This is a genomic window from Streptomyces sp. AC627_RSS907, assembly GCF_019049165.1.
On the sequence record NZ_JAGMUE010000026.1, the window covers coordinates 36,976 to 55,685 of the forward strand.

16 protein-coding genes and 2 pseudogenes are annotated in these 18,710 nt (G+C 72.8%); 9 read left to right on the forward strand and 9 right to left on the reverse strand.

Going from position 1 to position 18,710, the window contains the following annotated elements; translation table 11 throughout:
* Window positions 1-18: 18 nt before the first annotated feature.
* Complete coding sequence (locus tag KUM32_RS07275; protein WP_217140971.1) at window positions 19-2,100, forward strand: AAA family ATPase; 2,082 nt, start codon at window positions 19-21, stop codon at window positions 2,098-2,100.
* 16 nt (window positions 2,101-2,116) lie between these two features.
* Here the strand turns inward: KUM32_RS07275 and KUM32_RS07280 are convergent, their stop codons facing one another.
* Window positions 2,117-3,013 (reverse strand): NAD(P)-dependent oxidoreductase, encoded by an 897-nt coding sequence (locus KUM32_RS07280; RefSeq protein WP_217140972.1) that lies wholly within the window; start codon window positions 3,011-3,013, stop codon window positions 2,117-2,119.
* Between the two features lie 60 nt (window positions 3,014-3,073).
* Between KUM32_RS07280 and KUM32_RS07285 the strand changes: the two genes are divergently transcribed.
* From KUM32_RS07285 to KUM32_RS07300, 4 genes are all read left to right on the forward strand, one after another.
* On the forward strand, window positions 3,074-3,439 hold the full coding sequence (locus tag KUM32_RS07285) for a helix-turn-helix domain-containing protein (protein ID WP_217140973.1): 366 nt from the start codon (window positions 3,074-3,076) through the stop codon (window positions 3,437-3,439).
* A 155-nt stretch (window positions 3,440-3,594) separates the two neighbouring features.
* Complete coding sequence (locus tag KUM32_RS07290; RefSeq protein ID WP_217140974.1) at window positions 3,595-4,092, forward strand: helix-turn-helix domain-containing protein; 498 nt, start codon at window positions 3,595-3,597, stop codon at window positions 4,090-4,092.
* Between the two features lie 80 nt (window positions 4,093-4,172).
* Complete coding sequence (locus tag KUM32_RS07295) at window positions 4,173-4,772, forward strand: hypothetical protein (RefSeq protein ID WP_217140975.1); 600 nt, start codon at window positions 4,173-4,175, stop codon at window positions 4,770-4,772.
* Between the two features lie 107 nt (window positions 4,773-4,879).
* Entirely contained in the window at window positions 4,880-5,215 is a 336-nt protein-coding gene (locus tag KUM32_RS07300; protein ID WP_217140976.1) for a DUF2516 family protein, read from the forward strand.
* A gap of 134 nt (window positions 5,216-5,349) precedes the next feature.
* Here the strand turns inward: KUM32_RS07300 and KUM32_RS07305 are convergent, their stop codons facing one another.
* The 3 genes from KUM32_RS07305 to KUM32_RS07315 form a co-directional block, all read right to left on the reverse strand.
* Window positions 5,350-6,819 (reverse strand): PP2C family protein-serine/threonine phosphatase, encoded by a 1,470-nt coding sequence (locus KUM32_RS07305; RefSeq protein ID WP_217140977.1) that lies wholly within the window; start codon window positions 6,817-6,819, stop codon window positions 5,350-5,352.
* A gap of 267 nt (window positions 6,820-7,086) precedes the next feature.
* A complete protein-coding gene (locus tag KUM32_RS07310) occupies window positions 7,087-8,205 on the reverse strand; it encodes a C40 family peptidase (RefSeq protein ID WP_217140978.1) in 1,119 nt (372 codons plus the stop codon).
* 181 nt (window positions 8,206-8,386) lie between these two features.
* Window positions 8,387-9,220, reverse strand: coding sequence for a class I SAM-dependent methyltransferase (locus KUM32_RS07315; protein WP_217141017.1), 834 nt, complete (start codon window positions 9,218-9,220; stop codon window positions 8,387-8,389).
* A 252-nt stretch (window positions 9,221-9,472) separates the two neighbouring features.
* On the opposite strand from KUM32_RS07315, the gene mshA reads away from it, so the two are divergent.
* Complete coding sequence (gene mshA, locus KUM32_RS07320; RefSeq protein ID WP_217140979.1) at window positions 9,473-10,849, forward strand: D-inositol-3-phosphate glycosyltransferase; 1,377 nt, start codon at window positions 9,473-9,475, stop codon at window positions 10,847-10,849.
* Window positions 10,842-11,342 carry a YbjN domain-containing protein gene (locus KUM32_RS07325; RefSeq protein ID WP_217140980.1) on the forward strand — a complete coding sequence of 167 codons (501 nt, stop codon included), beginning with the start codon at window positions 10,842-10,844 and terminating at the stop codon, window positions 11,340-11,342. The genes mshA and KUM32_RS07325 overlap by 8 nt, the downstream gene beginning before the upstream one ends.
* A gap of 108 nt (window positions 11,343-11,450) precedes the next feature.
* On the opposite strand, the gene KUM32_RS07330 is transcribed toward KUM32_RS07325, so the two are convergent.
* The gene (locus KUM32_RS07330) at window positions 11,451-12,272 is read right to left on the reverse strand and encodes an AraC family transcriptional regulator (RefSeq protein WP_217140981.1); all 822 of its coding nucleotides are present in this window, start codon (window positions 12,270-12,272) and stop codon (window positions 11,451-11,453) included.
* Between the two features lie 49 nt (window positions 12,273-12,321).
* On the opposite strand from KUM32_RS07330, the gene KUM32_RS07335 reads away from it, so the two are divergent.
* A complete protein-coding gene (locus KUM32_RS07335; protein WP_254405158.1) occupies window positions 12,322-12,756 on the forward strand; it encodes a DUF2000 domain-containing protein in 435 nt (144 codons plus the stop codon).
* Between the two features lie 21 nt (window positions 12,757-12,777).
* Here KUM32_RS07335 and KUM32_RS07340 read toward each other — a convergent pair whose 3' ends face one another.
* Window positions 12,778-14,079, reverse strand: a complete 1,302-nt coding sequence (locus KUM32_RS07340) for an MFS transporter (RefSeq protein ID WP_254405159.1) — start codon at window positions 14,077-14,079, stop codon at window positions 12,778-12,780.
* A gap of 169 nt (window positions 14,080-14,248) precedes the next feature.
* Between KUM32_RS07340 and KUM32_RS07345 the strand changes: the two genes are divergently transcribed.
* Window positions 14,249-15,010, forward strand: a complete 762-nt coding sequence (locus tag KUM32_RS07345) for a phosphoglyceromutase (protein WP_217140983.1) — start codon at window positions 14,249-14,251, stop codon at window positions 15,008-15,010.
* A gap of 820 nt (window positions 15,011-15,830) precedes the next feature.
* Here KUM32_RS07345 and KUM32_RS07350 read toward each other — a convergent pair.
* The 3 genes and pseudogenes from KUM32_RS07350 to KUM32_RS07360 all read right to left on the reverse strand — a co-directional run bounded on the left by KUM32_RS07350 (window position 15,831) and on the right by KUM32_RS07360 (window position 18,577).
* Window positions 15,831-17,050 (reverse strand): annotated as a pseudogene (locus KUM32_RS07350) (tyrosine-type recombinase/integrase).
* Between the two features lie 2 nt (window positions 17,051-17,052).
* Window positions 17,053-17,289, reverse strand: a pseudogene (locus KUM32_RS07355) (helix-turn-helix transcriptional regulator); the annotation flags it as partial.
* Window positions 17,282-18,577: a replication initiator gene (locus KUM32_RS07360; protein WP_217140984.1), complete on the reverse strand. Its 1,296-nt coding sequence runs from the start codon at window positions 18,575-18,577 to the stop codon at window positions 17,282-17,284. The pseudogene KUM32_RS07355 and the gene KUM32_RS07360, both read right to left, overlap by 8 nt.
* Window positions 18,578-18,710 lie beyond the last annotated feature (133 nt).

The window sequence follows — 18,710 nt, forward strand, 5'->3', positions numbered from 1 at the left end:
TCGGGTACGCTCGATGGAATGACATCACCCGACCCCGCCCTCCGGCACGCCCTCGCCCAGGAACGCGCCCACCACGAGCACTGCCGCGCCGCCTTCGCCGCCATGGTCGAGGGCGCCAGGGAACACGTCGTCACCGGTGAGGACGTCTCCGCCTCCGGAGCCGACGCCGAGGTGCTCGGACGCCGGCTGCGCAGCCGCGCCAAGGCGCTGGGCGAGCTGCCCGAGGGTCCCCTGTTCTTCGGGCGGCTGGACTTCGCCGAACCGGACACCGGTGGCGACCGCGCGGGGCGGCGCCCGCGGCCGGCGGACGCCGAACCGGCACTGCACATCGGGCGGCTGCGGATCACCGAGGACCCCGCCGCCCCACCCCTCGTCGTCGACTGGCGCGCCCCCGTGGCCCGCGCCTTCTACCAGGCCACCGCCGGCGACCCGCGCGGCGTCGCCGTCCGCCGCCGTTTCGGGTGGGCGCCCGGCAGCCGCGGGGACTCGGCCGATCTCACCGGCCTCGAGGACGAGCACCTCGGCCGGGGAGAGTCCGGGGCCGGTGACATCGTCGCCCGGGAGATCCAACGCCCCCGCGTCGGCCCCATGCGGGACATCGCCGCCACCATCCAGCCCGAGCAGGACGACCTCGTCCGCGCGGACCTCACCGCCACGGTCTGCGTCCAGGGCGCCCCCGGGACGGGCAAGACCGCCGTGGGTCTGCACCGGGCCGCCTACCTGCTCTACACCCACCCGCAGCGCATCCGCGGCGGCGGACTGCTCATCCTCGGCCCCAACCCCACCTTCCTGTCCTACATCGCCGAGGTGCTGCCCGCCCTCGGCGAGACCGGCGTACGGCAGTCCACGCTGGCCCAGGAGATCGCCCGGCACCCGGTCACCGCCACGGACGACGAGCGGGCCGCCGCCGTCAAGCACGACGCCCGGACGGCCGAGGTGCTGCGCCGCGCCCTGTACGCGCGCGTGGCCACCGACGCCGCCGACCCCCTCGCCGTACCGGACGGCTCCTACCGCTGGCGGGTCCCGGCCGACGAGCTGGCCCGGATCGTGGCGGACGTACGGGCCGAGGAACCGCCGTACACCGTGGGGCGCGAGCGGGTACGGGCACGGATCGTGCGGTACGTCCAGGACCGGGCCGAGCGGCGCGGCGGACCGCGTACGGCCGCCTGGGTGCGCCGGATCGAACGGGCCCGGCCGGTCGGCGCGTACCTCGACTCCGTCTGGCCCAGGGTGCGTCCGGAGGAGGTCGTCGCGGACCTGCTCGGTGACCCCGGCGCGCTGGCGCGGGCCGCCGACGGGCTGCTGGACGACGACGAGCAGAAGGCGCTGCTGTGGCCGGCCCGGACGCCGCGGTCGTGGAGGTCGGCCCGCTGGTCCGCCGCCGACCTGGTCCTCATCGACGAGGTCGCCGGACTCCTCGAACACCCCGAGGGCTACGGCCACATCGTCGTCGACGAGGCCCAGGACCTCTCCCCGATGGAGTGCCGGGCCATCGCCCGCCGGGCCGCGTTCGGTTCCCTCACCGTCCTCGGCGACCTGGCCCAGGGGACCACGCCGTGGGCCGCGCGGTCGTGGCGGACGGCCCTCGCGCACCTGGGCCGGCCGGACGCGGCCGTGGTGCCGCTGACCACCGGGTTCCGGGTGCCGCGGGCGGTCGTCGGCCTGGCCAACCGGCTGCTGGCGCGGCTGGACGTGGACGTGCCGCAGGCCCGTTCCCTGCGCGGCGACGGCGAGTTGACGATGCGCCCGACCGCGCCCGGAGAGGTGACCGGCGCGGTCGTCGACGCCGTACGGGGCGCTCTCGGCCGGGACGGCTCGGTCGGTGTCGTCGCCGCCGACGCGGACGTGCGCCGGCTGCGGGAGGCCCTCGACGCGGCCGGGATCCCGGCGGCGGGGCCGGAGGAACTCGGCGCCCGGGTGGCCGTGGTCCCGGCGAGCGTCGTCAAGGGCCTGGAGTACGACCACGTCGTCGCCGTCGAACCGGCGGCGATCGCGGAGGCGGAGGGGTCCGGCGGGCGGGGCCTGCACCGGCTGTACGTGGTGCTCACCCGGGCGGTGTCCCGGCTGGACGTGGTGCACGGGCGGCCCCTGCCCTTCTGAGGCCGCCCGGGGCCGTTCAGCGGCGGGCGGTGATCAGTTCGGCGACGCGGGTGAACCCGTCCGTGCCGTGGCCGAGCGCGATCACCCGCCGGGCCTGCCCCTCGATCACGCGCATCACGCTCGCGTCGATGCCGTGCGCCTCGGAGGCGTGGACGACGTGCGCCATCGTCGACGCGGCCGAGGTGATCGGGTTCAGCTCGCCCGAGTAGGTGCCCGCGTCGGTGTCGGCCGCGAACTCGGTGAACAGCGGCGGCAGGATCGCGGCGATGCCCTGGGCGAAGGGGGCCAGTTCACCGCCGGTGACACCCTCCGCCCGGGCCACGGCGAGGGCGTGCGCGTAACCCGCCATCGCCGTCCAGAAGATGTCCAGGAGCGCGATGTCGTACGCCGCGGCCCGCCCGGGGTCCTCACCGAGGTGGGTGTGGGTGCCGCCGAGCGCCGCCAGCACGGGCCGGTGCTCCCCGTACAGCTCCTCGGGGCCGCTGTGCAGGAACACCGCGTCGGCCGTGCCGATGGTGGGCGCCGGGGTCATGATCGCGCCGTCCAGGTAGCGGATGCCGTGCCGGTCCGCCCATGCCGCCGTGTCCCGGGCGCGCTGGGGGGTGTCGGCGCTCAGGTTCACGACCGTACGGCCCTTGAGGGCGGTCTCCACGGCGTCCTGGCGCAGCACGGCGTCCGAGGCGTCGTAGTTCACCACGCAGACGACGGTCAGCGGGGCGGCGGCGACCGCCTCCTCGGCCGACGCCGCCACGACCGCGCCCCTCGCGACGAGGTCGCCTTCCCGGCCCGGGGTGCGGTTCCACACGGTGGTGCGCAGACCGGCGTCGAGGAAGGCGGCGGCCAGGGCCCGGCCCATCGGGCCGAGCCCGAGGACGGTGACGGCGGCGGCAGACTGGTCGGTGTGCTCGGACATACTTCAACTCCCGTAATCTGACAAATGATTGCTGACAATTGCTGATGAAAGGGGCGCGCTGTGGCGCACCGGCGTCAGGACCTGAACGTCTGTGGGGTGACCGCCGCGATCGCGGTGATCGAGGGCAAGTGGAAGACCACGCTGCTGTGGTTGCTGGAGTCGGGGCCGCACCGGCCGGCCGAGCTGCGCCGACGGGTGCCCGGCCTCACCGAGAAGGTGCTGACCCAGGCGCTGCGCGAGATGGAGGCGGACGGGCTGGTGGACCGGCGGGTGTACGACGTGCTTCCGCTGAAGACCGAGTACTCCCTGACCGCGTTCGGCCGCGACCTCGCCGAGGCCCTCTCCCTCCTCTCCGACTGGGGCCACCGCCGCCTGGACAGGCTGGCCGGCGACGGAGTCGGCGCCCGCGAGGCCACCGCCTCCTGACGCGCCTGCCCGTCCCCCTCAGTCTCGGTCCGCCGGGGCGTGCTGCCCAGTACGCACAAAAAAGTGGGTAGGCGCGGCGGGGGCGGCACCACGGGAGGTGCACTCTTGCAAGCAGGTTGCTTGCAATAGTTAGCGGCGTGGTGCATCGTGGAGGCATGGCATCGCTCAACGTCGGCAATCTCGGTGAGTACCTGCGCGAGCAACGGCGCCACGCGCAGTTGTCGCTGCGGCAGCTCGCCGACGCCGCCGGGGTGTCCAATCCGTACCTGAGCCAGATCGAGCGCGGACTGCGCAAACCGAGCGCGGAGGTGCTGCAGCAGGTCGCCAAGGCGCTGCGGATCTCCGCCGAGACGCTGTACGTGCGCGCCGGGATCCTGGACGCGGAACGGGACGGCGAGTTCCGGCGGGAGGACGCGACGCGGGCGGCCCTCCTCGCCGACCCGACGCTGAACGAGCGGCAGAAGCAGGTGCTGCTCCAGATCTACGAGTCCTTCCGCAAGGAGAACGGGTTCGCCGCCGGCACGGACGGCCCGGCGGCGGCCCAGGACGGACCGGCGGGCGGCGCCCCCGTCGGCGACGCCTCCATATCCGGGCACCGCTCCCGGGCGACCGGCGGCGGTGACGACGCCGGCCCGCGGCGGACGGCCGGATGAGCGGGAGCGCGCGACCGCAGGCCGGGACGCGGGACCACCACAAAACCCTCAGTCGAACGTCATTCCGGAGGACCAACACCATGGCCATCACCGACGACCTGCGTAAGACCCTCAGCGACCCCACCCCGCTCTACTTCGCCGCGGGCACCGCCGACCTGGCCTTCGAGCAGGCCAAGAAGGTGCCGGTACTGGTGGAGCAGCTGCGCGCCGAGGCCCCCGCCCGCATCGAGGCCGTACGCAACACCGACCCGAAGGCCGTCCAGGAGAAGGCGACCGCCCGCGTCAGGGAGACGCAGGGCACCCTCCAGGCCAAGGCCAACGAGCTCTTCGGCTCGCTGGACGCCGACTTCAAGAAGCTCGGTGAAACCGCCCAGGACCTCGCGCTGCGCTCGGTCGGTGTCGCCGCCGAGTACGCCGTCAAGGCCCGGGAGACCTACGAGAAGGTCGCCGAGCGCGGCGAGCAGGCCGTGCGCACCTGGCGCGGACAGGCCGCCGACGGCATCGAGGACATCGCCGAGGAGGTGGAGGAACTCGCCGTGGCCGTCGAGCCGGACAAGCCCGGGCCGGCCCGGGGCACGGAGGACAAGCCCGCCGAGGCGAAGCGGACCCCCGCCCCCCGCAAGGCCGCCCCGGCCAAGAAGAGCACCACCGCCAAGAAGACGACGCCGCCCGCCAAGTAAGGGCGACGGATCCGGCACGGGCCGGGCACCCTTGGGGTGTCCGGCCCGTTCTTCCGGGTACGGTGGCCGCGTAGGACGAACCGAGTCTGGTGGTGGACGTTGTGCTGATGCAGGGGTTCGCAGGCTTCATGTGGCTGCTGAGCACTGCCCTGATCCTTTTCAGCGGCTTCGCGTTGATCGACGCCGCCACGCGCCGGGAGGACGCCTACCGCGCGGCCGACAAGAAGACCAAGCCGTTCTGGCTGATCATCCTCGGGCTCGCCTTCGTGGTGAATCTGATCTTCAACATCCTGTCGTTCCTGCCGATCCTCGGGCTCATCGCGACGATCGTGTACATGGTCGACGTACGGCCCGCGCTGCGCGGTCTGCCGGGCGGCGGGCGCAACACCCGCCGCGGCTCCAGCAGCGACGGCCCCTACGGCCCGTACAACGGCGGACGCTGAGGCGCCCCCGAAGGGACGCGGCGGCCGTCGTGACCGGTTGTGCATGACAGGCGGCCGGCGGAAGCGGGACGTCCGGGCGGACGCCCTGAGCGGCCCCCGCCCGGGCCGCTCAGGGCGTCCGGCCGTTCAGCGCGTCAGGGCCGCTCGGGCGTCCGGTCCAGCAGGACCACTGCCACGTCGTCCGCCAGTTCGCCGCCGTTGAGTTCGCGGACCTCGTTGACGGCCGCCCGCAGCAGCCTCTCCCCCCGCAGCCCCTCGGAGAGCTGGCGGCGGACCATCTCCACCATGCCGTCCTGGCCGAGCCGCTCCCGGCCCTCGCCGGTGTGTCCCTCGATCAGGCCGTCGGTGTAGAGCATCAGGCTCCACTCGGCGCCCAGCTCCACCTGCGTGCGCGGCCAGCGAGCGCCCGGCAGCAGGCCGAGGGCCGGACCGTTGTTGTCGTGGGGCAGCAGCCGTGCGGGGGTGCCCGGGCCGGCGACCAGGGGCGCGGGGTGCCCGGCCAGGCACAGGCCGGCGCGGCGGCCGTCCGGGGCGATGTCCACGGCGCACAGCGTCGCGAAGATCTCGTCGTCCGGGCGCTCGTGCTCCAGTACCTGCTGGAGCGTGCCGAGCAGCTCGTCGCCGCAGAGCCCCGCCAGGGTCAGCGCCCGCCAGGCGATCCGCAGTTCCACGCCGAGCGCCGCCTCGTCCGGGCCGTGCCCGCAGACGTCGCCGATCATGGCGTGCACGGTGCCGTCCGGGGTGCGGACGACGTCGTAGAAGTCGCCGCCCAGCAGGGCGCGTGAGCGTCCCGGGCGGTAGCGGGCGGCGAAGCGCAGCGGGGAGCCGGCCAGCAGCGGGGTCGGCAGCAGACCGCGCTCCAGGCGGCGGTTCTCCTGGGCGCGCAGCCGGCCCTCGGCCAGGCGCCGCTCCGCCGAGTCGGACCGCTTGCGCTCCACGGCGTAGCGGATCGCCCGGCTCAGCAGCCGGCCGTCCAGCTCGTCGCGGAACAGGTAGTCCTGGGCGCCGACCGCCACCGCCTCCGCGCCGCGTTCGGCGTCGCTGGAGGAGGTGAGCGCGAGCACGGCGTGCCGGGGCGCGAGCTCCAGCACGTGCCGGAGCACCGCCAGCTCGTCGTCGCCCTTCGCGTCACCGTCGTCGCCGTCGGCGCCCGTGCGGGCCGGGGCGGACGGGGCCGGCAGGGCGAGGTCCAGCAGGATGCAGTGGACGTCGTCGGTCAGCAGCCGCTCGGCCTCGGTGAGGTTGCGGGCGGTGCGGACGCGGATCGGCTTGCCGGCCTGGTCGAGGAGGTCGGGCACGATCGGCGAGCCGACCGGGTCGTCCTCGATCAGCAGCAACGTCAGGTTCGTGGGGACGTTCTCGCGCCGGCCGGTGCCGGGGGCGGTGCCTGCGCCGGTGCTCGTGCCGGTGCTCTTGTCCCTGGTCAGGTCCGTGGTCTTCTCGCGCTTCTCCGGGGTGTTCTCTCGCCGGGTGGTGGGGTTCTCGGCCGGGGACGTCCCGGGCGGGGCCTGTTCCGTGGAAGGGCCGCGGTCCGGGGAAGCGGCGGGCGCCTGACCGCACTCCACGGCCGGGATCGCCCTTGGCCGCGTTACGGGTACGGGCATCGTCTTGGTTTCCTTCCCTCCCCCCGAGGGCACGGCGGGGCGAGGGACCTCGACCCACCGACGGGGACCATAGCGGGTGACGGCGCCGCCGCGGAATGGCCCAGGACACGCCGGGCGCTCTCCGGCCGCTGTCATATGCCGCGTTGTGTACCGCAGTTGGACACGTCGACCGGAGGCGGGGGATGACGAACGTCACGCGCGGGGCGCCGCCGGGCGTGGACTGGGTCACGTGGCCCGCCTCACGCCCGGCGCGGGGAGGCGGCCCCCTCACCGCGTGGGCGCCGCCCCCGTGTCGGGCCGGACCACCCCGAGGATGGGCATCGAACCGGCCCCCGCGATCGTCACCGGGCGGCCCGGGCGCGGGGCGTGCACGACGGAGCCGTCGCCGACGTACATGCCGACGTGGCTGGCGTCGTCGAAGTAGATGATCAGGTCGCCGGGGCGCATGTCCTTGACGTCGACGCGCTCGAGCTGTTTCCACTGCTGCTGCGAGGTGCGCGGGATCGCCCGCCCGGCCGCCACCCACGCCTGTGAGGTCAGGCCGGAGCAGTCGTAGGCCTTCGGGCCCTCGGCGCCCCACTGGTACGGCTTGCCGACCTGGGCGGTGGCGTACTCGACCGCCTTCCTGCCCCGCTCGGTCGCCTCTGCGTCGAGGTCCTTGAGGACGCCGGTGCCGAGCCAGGCCGTCTGGGCCCTGGCCTGGGCCTCCCGCTCCAGTCGGGCGAGGCGCTCCTTCTCCTCCTTCTCCAGCTCGGACTCCAGCTTCTCGGCCGCCGAGATCTGCTTCTCGATCTCCTTCTGGGCGGTGGCCCTGGCCCTGCGGTTAGCCTCCAGCGTCCGGAACCGGGCGGAGGCGTCCGCCTCGTAGGTTTTCAGGTCCTCCTGCGCGCGGGTCAGCTCGCCGAGCAGGCCCTTGGTCGCGCGCTGGCCCTGGACCACCCGGCCGGTGCCGTCGAGGAAGTCCTCGGGGTCCTCGCTCAGCACCAGTTTGGCCTCGTCGGGCATGCCGCCGGTGCGGTACTGGGCGCGGGCCGCGGCGCCCGCGCGGTCCCTCAGCGCGTCCAGCCGCTCCTGGCCCTTGACGATCTTCTTGGCCAGTTCGACCAGTTCGGCGGACTGCTTCTGCGCCTTCTCCTCGGCGGCGTTGTACGCGTCCGTGGCCACCGCCGCCGCCCGGTAGAGCTTGTCGAGCTTCTCGCGTACGGCTACCAGGTCCTTGCCGACGGGGGCGGCCGGGCCGGGGGAGGCGCTGGGGGAGGCGCTGGGGGCGCCGGAGGTCGGTGTGGGTCCCGGGTCCGCGAACGCCGTACCCGGCGCCGCGAGCACGGTGACCGCGCAGACCACGGTCACGGCCGCGGTCACCCAGCCATGCTTCCCCGTACGCATACCTCGCCCCCAAACTGATTAACCGTCAGTAACATACGTCGTCCGGGGGATCGTGCCACGCCGGCGCGGAAAGCGACAGAGGTCGTGCTTCCCTCGGTTTCTGTCCCCGCTCCCCGCTCCCCGCTCCCCGCTCCCCGCTCCCCGCTCCCTCGCCGGCCTGTCCCGCCGCGCCGTACCGCGCCTACGGCCGTGGGCCGGGCTCCGCGCGGAGATCGTTCCCGGCGCCGGCCCAGCCGCGCGGCGCCAGGGCCTCCCACCGCACCGTCACCTCGCCCTGGCGCCACCGCGCCGGCCCGTCCGCCACCGGCCAGTCGGCCGTCAGGTCCCGCACCGCCCGCATCCAGCGCTGGCGGGCGCCGTAGGAGGCGTAGGGCGCGGCGGCGGCCCAGGCGCGGTCGAAGTCACGCAGGAAGGCGTGCACCGGCTCGCCGGGCACGTTGCGGTGGATGAGCGCCTTGGGCAGGCGCTCGGCCAGGTCGGAGGGGCGTTCCAGCGAGCCGAGCCGGGTCGCGAAGGTCACCGTCCGCGGCCCCTGCGGTCCGAGAGCGACCCACACGTGCCGGCGCCCGATCTCGTCGCAGGTCCCCTCGACCAGCAGCCCGCCGCGGGAGTGCTCCGACGCCGGCGCGAGCCGCGCGCACAGCCGCTGCCAGACGGCGCCGACCTCTGCCTCGTCGTACTGGCGCAGCACGTTCGCCGCGCGGATGAGGAGGGGCCGGCGGGAGAGGGGGATCTCGAAGCCGCCGTGCCGGAAGACGAGCCCCGCGCGCGCGTACGGCTCGGCCGCCGTCACCCGCGTCCGGTCGATCTCGACGCCCACCACACGGGTGTGCGGAGCGACGGCGCGCAGGCGGTGCAGCAGCTCGACGGCCGTCCAGGGGGCCGCGCCGTAACCGAGGTCGACGGCGACGGGATCGGTGGCGCGCCGCAGTTCGGCGCCGTGCGTGGCCGCGATCCAGCGGTCCATGCGGCGCAGCCGGTTGGGATTCGTCGTCCCGCGCGTCACCGTGCCCACGACCGGGGTCCCGCCGCCGGAGCGAAGCCGGGCGTGGGGGAGGGAGGCGGCGCGGGAGGGCATGCCTACGAGGGTATGCGGCCCGGTCCGCCCTCCATGACGCATCTCCCCCTCGAACGGTTGAGCGATCCACGGTAATGATTCGGCAAAGGCCCGGAAACCGGAAATGGAACGCCACAATCCGGTGTTCCGTCCGGTTGGAGGCGCGGCACGTGCCTTCGAAGGCATGCCCGCAGCGAGGAGGAACGGCTCGTGAGCCAGTACGTCAGCAGGCTCGGGCGTCGCTCACCGGCGGCCACCCCGCGGCGCAGGCTGCTGCGCAGGCCCCGCCGCGTCGCCATGCTCTCCGTGCACACCTCACCGCTCCACCAGCCCGGCACCGGCGACGCCGGCGGCATGAACGTCTACATCGTCGAACTCGCGCAGCGCCTCGCCGCGATCAACATCGAGGTCGAGATCTTCACGCGGGCGACCTCCGGGGGGCTTCCCCCGTCCGTCCAGCTCGCCCCCGGCGTCCTCGTCCGGCACGTCGACGCCGGCCCCTACGAGGGCCTGGCCAAGGAGGAGCTCCCGGCCCAGCTGTGCGCCTTCACCCACGGCGTCATGCAGGCGTGGGCCGGCCACCGCCCCGGCTACTACGACCTGGTCCACTCCCACTACTGGCTCTCCGGCCACGTCGGCTGGCTCGCCGCCCAGCGCTGGGGCGCCCCGCTCGTGCACGCCATGCACACCATGGCCAAGGTCAAGAACGCCAACCTGGCCGACGGCGACACCCCCGAACCGGCGGCCCGCGTCATCGGCGAGACCCAGATCGTCGCCGCCTCCGACCGGCTGATCGCCAACACCGCCGAGGAGGCCGACGAACTGGTCCGGCACTACACCGCCGACCCGGCCAAGGTCGCCGTCGTCCACCCCGGCGTGAACCTCGACCGGTTCCGCCCCTTCCCCAAGGGCTCCGAGCCCCGGGGAACGGGCCGGGCCACGACCGCCCGCGCCGCCGCCCGCGCCCGCCTCGGCCTGCCGCAGGACGCGCTGATCCCGCTCTTCGCCGGCCGCATACAGCCGCTGAAGGCGCCGGACGTGCTGCTGCGCGCCGTGGCCGTCCTGCTCGACGAGCGACCCGAGCTGCGCTCCCGCATCGTCGTCCCCGTCGTCGGCGGCCCCAGCGGCAGCGGCCTCGCCAAGCCCGAGGGACTGCAGAAGCTCGCCGCCCGGCTCGGCATCGCGGACGTCGTACGGTTCCGCCCGCCCGTCGGGCAGGAACAGCTCGCCGACTGGTTCCGGGCCGCGTCCGTGCTGGTCATGCCCTCCTACAGCGAGTCCTTCGGGCTGGTCGCGATAGAGGCCCAGGCCGCCGGCACGCCGGTGCTCGCCGCAGCGGTCGGCGGACTCCCGGTCGCCGTGCGCGACGGGCACACCGGTCGCCTCGTCCAGGGCCACGACCCCGCCGCGTACGCGCGCGTGCTGGGCGACTTCGCCGACGACCCGGAGCTGGCGGAACGGATGGGCGCCGCCGCCGCCCGGCACGCCCAGTCCTTCGGCTGGGACAGCGCCGCCGCCGCGACGGCCGACGTCTACACGGCCGCGATCCACGCCCACCGGCGTCGCGTACCCTCCCACCATGGCTGAGGCACAGAAGGCAGCACAGGTCGTCGAAAACGCCCTCCAGGACGCCGAACTGGAGTGGGAGAGCCCCGAGTCGGGCAGTTACGTCGTCAAGCTGCCCGGCACCCGCAAGCTGTCGACGACGGTCTCCCTCCTCGTCGGCCGGCACTCCCTCTCGGTCAACGCCTTCGTCATCCGCCACCCCGACGAGAACGAACCGGCCGTCCACCGCTGGCTGCTGGAACGCAACCTCAAGCTGTACGGCGTGAGTTACGCCGTCGACCGCCTCGGCGACATCTACGTCGCCGCCCGGCTGCCCCTGGCGGCCGTCACCGCCGACGAGGTCGACCGCCTCCTCGGCCAGGTCCTGGAAGCCGCCGACGGCGCCTTCAACACCCTGCTGGAGCTGGGCTTCGCCTCGGCCATCCGCAAGGAGTACGAGTGGCGGACCGCGCGCGGGGAGTCCACGCGGAACCTGGAGGCGTTCCGGCACCTGACCGAGCGCCCCGAGGCCTGAGCCGCGACACGGCCCGCGGGGCCTGCACGGCCTGCACGGCCCGCGGGGACGTCGTCGGCCGCGCGGTCGTTGCCCGCACGGTTGTCGCGGCCCGTGTGGTCGTCGCGGTCAGCGCCGTCCGCCGCTGGTGCGGTAGCGCCCGGGCGTGACGCCCACGAGTCTCCTGAAGTGCCGCGTCAGATGGGCCTGGTCGTAGAAACCCGTCGCGGCGGCCACCTCCGCCGGTGCGCGTCCCGCCAGCAGCAGCCGCCGGGCCCGGTCGACGCGGCGGGACATCAGGTACTGGTGCGGAGCGATTCCGTAGGCGCCGCTGAACGCCCGTACCAGGTGCGCCGGATGGGCGGGCACGAGGCCGGCCGCCTCCTCCAGGCCGATCCCCTGGACGACCCGCTCGTCGAGCAGTTCACGCAGCCGTCGGGCGAGCACGGGGTCCCGGCGGGCCGGTCTGTCCCCGCGGCGGGGCAGCAGGTGGGAGCGGAGCCGCTCTCCGATCAGCGTCAGCCGGCTCTGTGCCTCCAGCTCGTCACCGGGCCGGGCCAGCGCGGCGTGCACCTGCCCGACCCGCCGCCGCAGCACCGGGTCGCGCAGGTCGGGGGCGTCGACGGCCGGCCCGATCAGCTCCTCGCCCAGCAGGGAGGCGTCCAGGTACAGGACGCGCTTGCGGAAGCCGCCCGGGGTGGCGGGGGAGCCGTTGTGCGGCACGTGCGGCGGCAGCAGCGACACCGTGTCGTGCGGGGTGCCGTGCTCGTGCCGGTCCAGGTCGTAGCGCACCGCGCCGTCGTCGACGATGAGCAGCGTCCACGCCTCGTGGACGTGCATCGGGTAGGCGTACTCGGTGTAGTGGGCGTGGAAGACCTCGACGACGCCCGGGACGCGGGGGCGCCAGGCGGAGACCTGCTCCTGCCGGGCCGGCGGTCGTACGGAGGCCATGCAAAAAACGTACAAGACCCCGTCGCGCGCCGACCGGCAGTCTCACCGTATGAGCACCCACGACGCAGCCCCCGTCCGCTTCGACACCAAGATCGCCGTCCTGCTCCGCGAGGACCTGGAGACCTGGCAGCGCCTCAACGTCACCGCCTTCCTGGTCAGCGGTCTGGGCACACAGTTCCCCGAGGTGATCGGCGAGCCCTACGCGGACGCCGACGACGTCGCCTATCTGCCGATGTTCCGCCAGCCGGTGCTGGTCTTCGAAGGCACCAAGGAGACGCTGACCGACGCCCACGCGCGCGTGCTGTCGCGCGCCCTGCCCCGCGCGGTGTTCACGTCCGACCTCTTCACCACGGGCAACGACCGTGACAACCGGGCGGCGGTACGGGCCGTGCCGACCGCGGAACTGGATCTGGTGGGACTGGCGGTGCACGGCCCGAAGAACGCGGTGGACAAGGTGCTCAAGGGAGCGCGGATGCACCCGTGAGCGGCCGGCCCGCGTTCGCCGTCAGGCCGTACCGACCTCGGCCTTCGGGGACGCGGGCAGCTCCTCCTCGGTCACCGTCTCCGAGGCCACCGCCTCCTCGGTCACCGCGTTCTCGGCCGGCAGCCGTCGCATGAGCAGCCAGTACCCCACCGCCGCGACCGTGCCGATGACCGCGCAGATGCCCCACAGCCAGTCGGCGCCGTAGTGGTCGATGACGAAGCCGGACATCAGCGGGGCCACGAGCGCGGCGACGGCCCACGAGGTGCTGTACATGCCCTGGTAGCGCCCGCGCCCGTGCACCGGGGAGAGCCGGACGACGAGCCCGGTCTGGGTCGGCGCGTTCACGATCTCGGCCAGGGTCCACACGCACACCGTGAGGGCGAAGACCCCGACCGACCCGGCGAAGGCGGTGAGCCCGAAGCCGTACCCGGCGAGCAGGGACGAGCCGACGAGCAGCAGCCGCGGATCGCGGTGCTCGATGAACCGGGTGACGGGGATCTGCAGGACGACGATCAGGACGCCGTTGACGGCGATGGCGACGCCGAAGTCCGCGGGCGTGAAACCCGCCTCGCCCATGGCGACCGGCAGCCCCAGGTACCCCTGCTGGAAGATCAGGGCGACGAGGAACGACAGCCCCACGACGCTCATGTAGCGCCCGTCGCGCAGCACGGTGCCGAGGGAGACGCGGTCACCCTCCGCCGTGCCGCCGCCCGTGCCGCCGCCCTTCTGGGGCCGGGACTCCGGCAGCTTCACGAAGACGAGGACGGCGCAGACCATGGTCATGCCCGCCTCGATCAGGAACCCGGCGAGATAGCTGACCTCGGCGATGAACCCGGCCGCCATGGAGGAGATCGCGAAGCCGAGGTTGATCGCCCAGTAGTTGAGCGAGAACGCCCGGATACGGTCCTCGGGCCGCACGATGTCCGCCATCATCGCCTGCACGGCCGGCCGGGAGGCGTTGCTGGCCATGCCGACCAGGAACGCGACGGCCGCGATGGCCACCGGGTCCCGCATGAAGCCGAGCAGCGCGACGGACAGCGCGGTGGAGGCCTGCGCGACGAGCAGCGTGGGCCGCCGCCCCAGCCGGTCGGTCATCACCCCGGCGCCCAGCGAGGACACGACCCCGCCGAGCCCGTGCAGGGCGGCGACCAGACCGGCGTACGAGGCGGAGTACCCGCGGTCGAGGGTCAGGTACAGCGCCATGAAGGTGGCGACGAAGGCGCCGAGCCGGTTGACCAGGGTGCTGGTCCACAGCCACCAGAACTCGCGGGGAAGCCCGGAGACGGATTCACGCGTGGCACGTCTCAGCGCGGCGACGGACATGGGACCCCCGAGAAGCAGATGTAAGCGGCCGGATGTAAGTGGCCGATGCGGTGATCGCAACTTACATTCGAGTCGTTCTCCAGGGCCAGTCGATTAACAGTTCCCGTCAAGCGTCCGCGCTGCGGGCGCGGTGCGCGGGTGGTCAGACGGTTCGATTACGCTCGGAACCATGGCCGACGCACCGTACAAGCTGATCCTCCTCCGCCACGGCGAGAGCGAGTGGAACGAGAAGAACCTGTTCACCGGCTGGGTGGACGTCAACCTCACCCCGAAGGGCGAGAAGGAGGCGACGCGCGGCGGCGAGCTGCTCAAGGACGCCGGCCTGCTGCCCGACGTGGTCCACACGTCCGTCCAGAAGCGCGCGATCCGCACGGCCCAGCTCGCGCTGGAGGCCGCCGACCGCCACTGGATCCCCGTCCACCGCCACTGGCGCCTCAACGAGCGCCACTACGGCGCCCTCCAGGGCAAGGACAAGGCCCAGACGCTCGCCGAGTTCGGCGAGGAGCAGTTCATGCTGTGGCGCCGTTCCTACGACACCCCGCCGCCCCCGCTGGACCGCGACGCCGAGTACTCCCAGTTCTCCGACGCCCGCTACGCGATGCTCCCGCCGGAGCTGCGCCCGCAGACGGAGTGCCTCAAGGACGTCGTCGCCCGCATGCTGCCGTACTGGTTCGACAGCATCGTCCCCGACCTCCTCACCGGCCGCACGGTCCTCGTCGCCGCCCACGGCAACAGCCTGCGCGCCCTGGTCAAGCACCTCGACGGCATCTCCGACGCCGACATCGCGGGCCTGAACATCCCGACCGGCATCCCGCTCTCCTACGACCTGGACGCCGAGTTCAAGCCCCTGAACCCGGGCGGCACGTACCTGGACCCGGACGCGGCCGCAGCCGCGATCGAGGCCGTGAAGAACCAGGGCAAGAAGAAGTAAGCACGTCAGAAGAAGCCCCCTACCTGCAGTTTTGCTGTCAGGAGGGGGCTCTTCTATGCGCCTAGGCCGTGCCTGGGCCGTCAGGTGCGGCGGCTCCAGCGGCGGACCCGGATGTCGAGGGCGATCAGCAGCGCCATCGGTACGGCAATCCCGGCGGGTACGTCCCCCCAGTGGAGGGACCCCGCCACGGCCGCACCGACCAAGCAAAGTGGTAGATCGCGAAGGCAGATGTCGATGCTCAGTCCGAATTGTGGCATGCTTATGTTCTCCAACGTGTCGAGGAGCTTCCCAAGTTTTTTGAACACGGATGGAGATGGGGCCGCCTCCGGGCCAACGGAGGCGGCCTTTCCAATCCGCGAGCAGAACTTAACCACGGATCATCCGACAGTCAAAATTGCCCGCGGTTACCCCCCGGGGGGATCGGTCGATAATTCCGACTGCATGGCCAGCCTCAGTCATGCTAAGCGCCTCAAGGGGGCGCTGCGGCGCACTTGCCGATATCGACTCCGATCCTTCTTTCCGTGCCCGGCCGCTCAGCCACCCGGCCACCCAGGAGGGAGGGTGGCCAGCCGCCCGGCGGGGTGGGCGGCGTCGACAATTGCGTGTCGCAACATTGTCGGCGGACGAAAGTTCACGGATGGTGATTCCAAATGCTGTGGTCGGAGAATTGCATGTCGCAACATTGTCGGCGGACGAAAGTTCACGGATGGTGATTCCAAATGCTGCGGTCGGAGAATTGCATGTCGCAACATTGTCGGCGGACGAGAGTTCACCGACCGAAGCTCACGGATGGAGCGTTTGAGGTGCATCATTCTGCGGGTCAGGAGAAGACGGCCGCAATCGCCTTGCGGGTGCGCTCCTGGCTGGACGGCATCAGGTGCGCGTACACGCGGAGCGTCAGGCCCGGGTCCGAGTGCCCCAGGTACTCGGCGAGGGCCTTGATGTTCTCGCCCGCGTCCAGGAGTACCGAGGCGTAGAAGTGGCGCAGGGCATGCTGCCGTTCTCCCGGGACTCGGCGTACGACTCACCCGGCTTCCGCTCGGGGATTACCCCAGCCGAGGCCAGCGCCCGCTTCCACACCTCCTCGTTGAGGGACGTCCGCCAGACGTGACCGCCGCGCGGCCCGGTGAAAATCAGCCGCTTGGTCATCGGAGGCCCGTCGGCCACCTTCCACGGCAAGGTGATCTCGACCGGCGGGAACCGCTTCATGTGCTCCCGAAGCGCATCGGCGACAGGGCCGGGAAGCGGCACGTCCCGCAGCTTGCCCCCCTTCGGAGGCGCGAACATGGCCTTGCTACGGCTCAGCTTCAGTTGCTGGACCACGTGGAGCGTGTCCGAGTCGAAGTCGATCGCGTCGACGGCCACACCCAGAATCTCGCCCTGGCGGAGCCCACAACCACCACCCAGGTCGACCATGGCTTGGAAGCGCTCGGGCATGGCGGCCCGGACGGCGAAGACCCGCTCAGGCGTCCAGGGCGCAACGCGCTTGTTGTCGACGGTCGGCGGCCGGACCGACCGGGCGGCACACGGGTTGCGGGGAAGGTGCCCGTCGTCCACGGCCGCGCTGAGCGCCGCCCGCACGTTGGAGTAGATCGTCCGGGCATACGACCCGCGGACGCCGTTCTCCTGCAACTGCCGCACCCAGTCCCGGATGTGCGCTGGCTGGAAGGAGCCGAGCGGGCGCGAGCCGAGGTAGGGGAAGGAGTGCAGCCGTAGTTGCGACTCCATCGAGGCTTGGGTGTTCGGGTCGGCGCCCTGCGTGGCGACCCAGCGCTCGGCGTACTGCTGGAAGGTGATCCGGGCCGCGCGCGGGTCGATGTACTGCCCGCGCGCCATGTCCGCCTCGATGTGCGCCAGCCACTGATCAGCGAGCCGCTTCTGACGGTCGGGGAAGCTCTTGGACTTCTCCGTGCCGTCCGGGCCGACGTAGCGAGCGCGGTAGCGCAGGCCGGCCCCGTAACGCTCGGTCTTGACCTTGCGCACCTTCCCGTCCGGGCCAATCTCGGTCCGGTACCAGCGGTCCTGAACGTGCCCGGCCATCGGGCGGCAGCCCCTTCCCGCAGGGACTCGACCCAGGCTTGGACGTCCGCAGGGTCGTAGCGCAGGTGCCGGCCGACCCGGAAGCCGCGGGGGCCGGTGCGCTTGCGGCGCCACTGGTAGACCGTCTCGACACTGGGCAGGTCGAACATCGCCACCAGGTCGTCAGGAGTCAGGTAGCGCGACGGCAGACCACGCGACTCAGAGGCCGCTTCCGCGACAGCAAGGCGACGGCTACCCATGGGTGGGCTCTCCTTCCGTTCCGGGGGAGGATTCGAGGGTCTCGGCGAGCCAGGCTTCGGCGTCGGTGAGGCCGGTTCCGGCGTAGATCCAGTGGGCGAGGACGAGGGCCGTGTCCGGGTCGGTCCCGTCAGCTGCCAGGGCCTGTGCGCGGCGCCATTCGGCGCGGGCGTCGCGGAGGGCGCCGAGGGTGGTGGAGTAGCGGCGGGACTTGGTGGAGAAGTGGCCGCGGAAGCCGAGCATGCGGGCCCAGGCCCGCAGGCGGAGGTGTTCGAGGTCCTTACGCGCGCCGAGGGTCCAGGCGGTGCGGATAAGTCGGCGGGCATGGTCGCTGATGTCGAGCTGGGCGAGTTCGGCGAGGAACCTCAGCGGCCGGTCCAGAGCTCCCGTCGCCGTCTCGGCGCCCTTGGTGGCGTACTTGGCGATGTACGCGGCGACGGCCCGTTCGGTCAGCTCCTGGCCGCCGTCGAAGTTGGCCGAGCGGATGGTGCGGACGTCGAGCTGGCGGCCGAAGGCGAAGGTGTGGGCGCGGCCGTCGATGACCGGACCGTCCACACGGGCGGCGGTGGCGGCGGCCCGGATGGCGTCGGTCAGCAGTTCGGCGGTGGCCCAGGCGGGAGGCGGGGTGTCGCCGCCCTCGGGGCCGTCGATGCGGATGACGGCGTGGAAGTGGACGGCCCCGCGCTTCTGGTACTCGGCGACCTTGGCGAAGGACACCCGGGCGTACTCGCGGAAGGCCCGTTGCGTAAGCCCGGCGCGCTTGGCGACCTCCCGGCGCAGGTAGATCGAGAAGCGCTGCCACAGCGGACCGGCGTGCGCGTTCCAGAGCACGGCCGCTTCGTAGTCGTAGGTGTCCGGGTCGAGCGGGGTGCCGAGGGCGGGTTCGTCCTGGTCGTGGAGCGCCCCGCAGCGGCAGCGGCGGACCGACCCGGCCGGGCCGGTGGGGCGGTTGTGGACCGGGCCGAAGCCGGGTGCGGTGAAGGTGGCGAAGACGCGCGGGTGGGCGGCGACGCGTTCGGGGACACCCTTGCCGCCGCGCAGGCCGGAGGTGATCAGGTGGAAGGTGTCGCGGCGGTACACCTCGGCGCAGGCCGCGCACCGGGTGGTGCGGCGGTTGTTGCAGCGGACCAGGAGGTGACCGGCCGGGAGGCTGGAGGAGTTGAGGTGGCGGAGGACGTTGCCGATCTCGCCGGTGCGGGTGTCGACGGCGTACTCGGTGCGGTGGCCGTCGAGGCGGATCGGGTGCGTGCAGCCTCCGAGGCCGGCGAGCTGGCGCAGGAGTGCGGGCATGGTGCCGAGGGCGGCCAGTTCGCCGAGTTCGCGGAGCGGAGGCGGAGTGGCGCGGGTGATGATGGCTTTCTCCTTCTGGTTCGGCTGGAGGGAGACGGCCCCCGGGGCGGCGGATGCTTGGCGGTATCGAGGC

What these genes read in the sequence shown, in the direction of transcription:
- KUM32_RS07340 (WP_254405159.1), bottom strand. Translation starts at nt 14,079, where the DNA reads ATGTCCGTCGCCGCGCTGAGACGTGCCACGCGTGAATCCGTCTCCGGG.
- KUM32_RS07290 (WP_217140974.1), top strand. Translation starts at nt 3,595, where the DNA reads ATGGCATCGCTCAACGTCGGCAATCTCGGTGAGTACCTGCGCGAGCAA.
- KUM32_RS07310 (WP_217140978.1), bottom strand. Translation starts at nt 8,205, where the DNA reads ATGCGTACGGGGAAGCATGGCTGGGTGACCGCGGCCGTGACCGTGGTC.
- KUM32_RS07345 (WP_217140983.1), top strand. Translation starts at nt 14,249, where the DNA reads ATGGCCGACGCACCGTACAAGCTGATCCTCCTCCGCCACGGCGAGAGC.
- KUM32_RS07275 (WP_217140971.1), top strand. Translation starts at nt 19, where the DNA reads ATGACATCACCCGACCCCGCCCTCCGGCACGCCCTCGCCCAGGAACGC.
- KUM32_RS07300 (WP_217140976.1), top strand. Translation starts at nt 4,880, where the DNA reads ATGCAGGGGTTCGCAGGCTTCATGTGGCTGCTGAGCACTGCCCTGATC.
- KUM32_RS07330 (WP_217140981.1), bottom strand. Translation starts at nt 12,272, where the DNA reads ATGGCCTCCGTACGACCGCCGGCCCGGCAGGAGCAGGTCTCCGCCTGG.
- KUM32_RS07305 (WP_217140977.1), bottom strand. Translation starts at nt 6,819, where the DNA reads ATGCCCGTACCCGTAACGCGGCCAAGGGCGATCCCGGCCGTGGAGTGC.
- KUM32_RS07325 (WP_217140980.1), top strand. Translation starts at nt 10,842, where the DNA reads ATGGCTGAGGCACAGAAGGCAGCACAGGTCGTCGAAAACGCCCTCCAG.
- KUM32_RS07295 (WP_217140975.1), top strand. Translation starts at nt 4,173, where the DNA reads ATGGCCATCACCGACGACCTGCGTAAGACCCTCAGCGACCCCACCCCG.
- KUM32_RS07335 (WP_254405158.1), top strand. Translation starts at nt 12,322, where the DNA reads ATGAGCACCCACGACGCAGCCCCCGTCCGCTTCGACACCAAGATCGCC.
- KUM32_RS07280 (WP_217140972.1), bottom strand. Translation starts at nt 3,013, where the DNA reads ATGTCCGAGCACACCGACCAGTCTGCCGCCGCCGTCACCGTCCTCGGG.
- KUM32_RS07360 (WP_217140984.1), bottom strand. Translation starts at nt 18,577, where the DNA reads ATGCCCGCACTCCTGCGCCAGCTCGCCGGCCTCGGAGGCTGCACGCAC.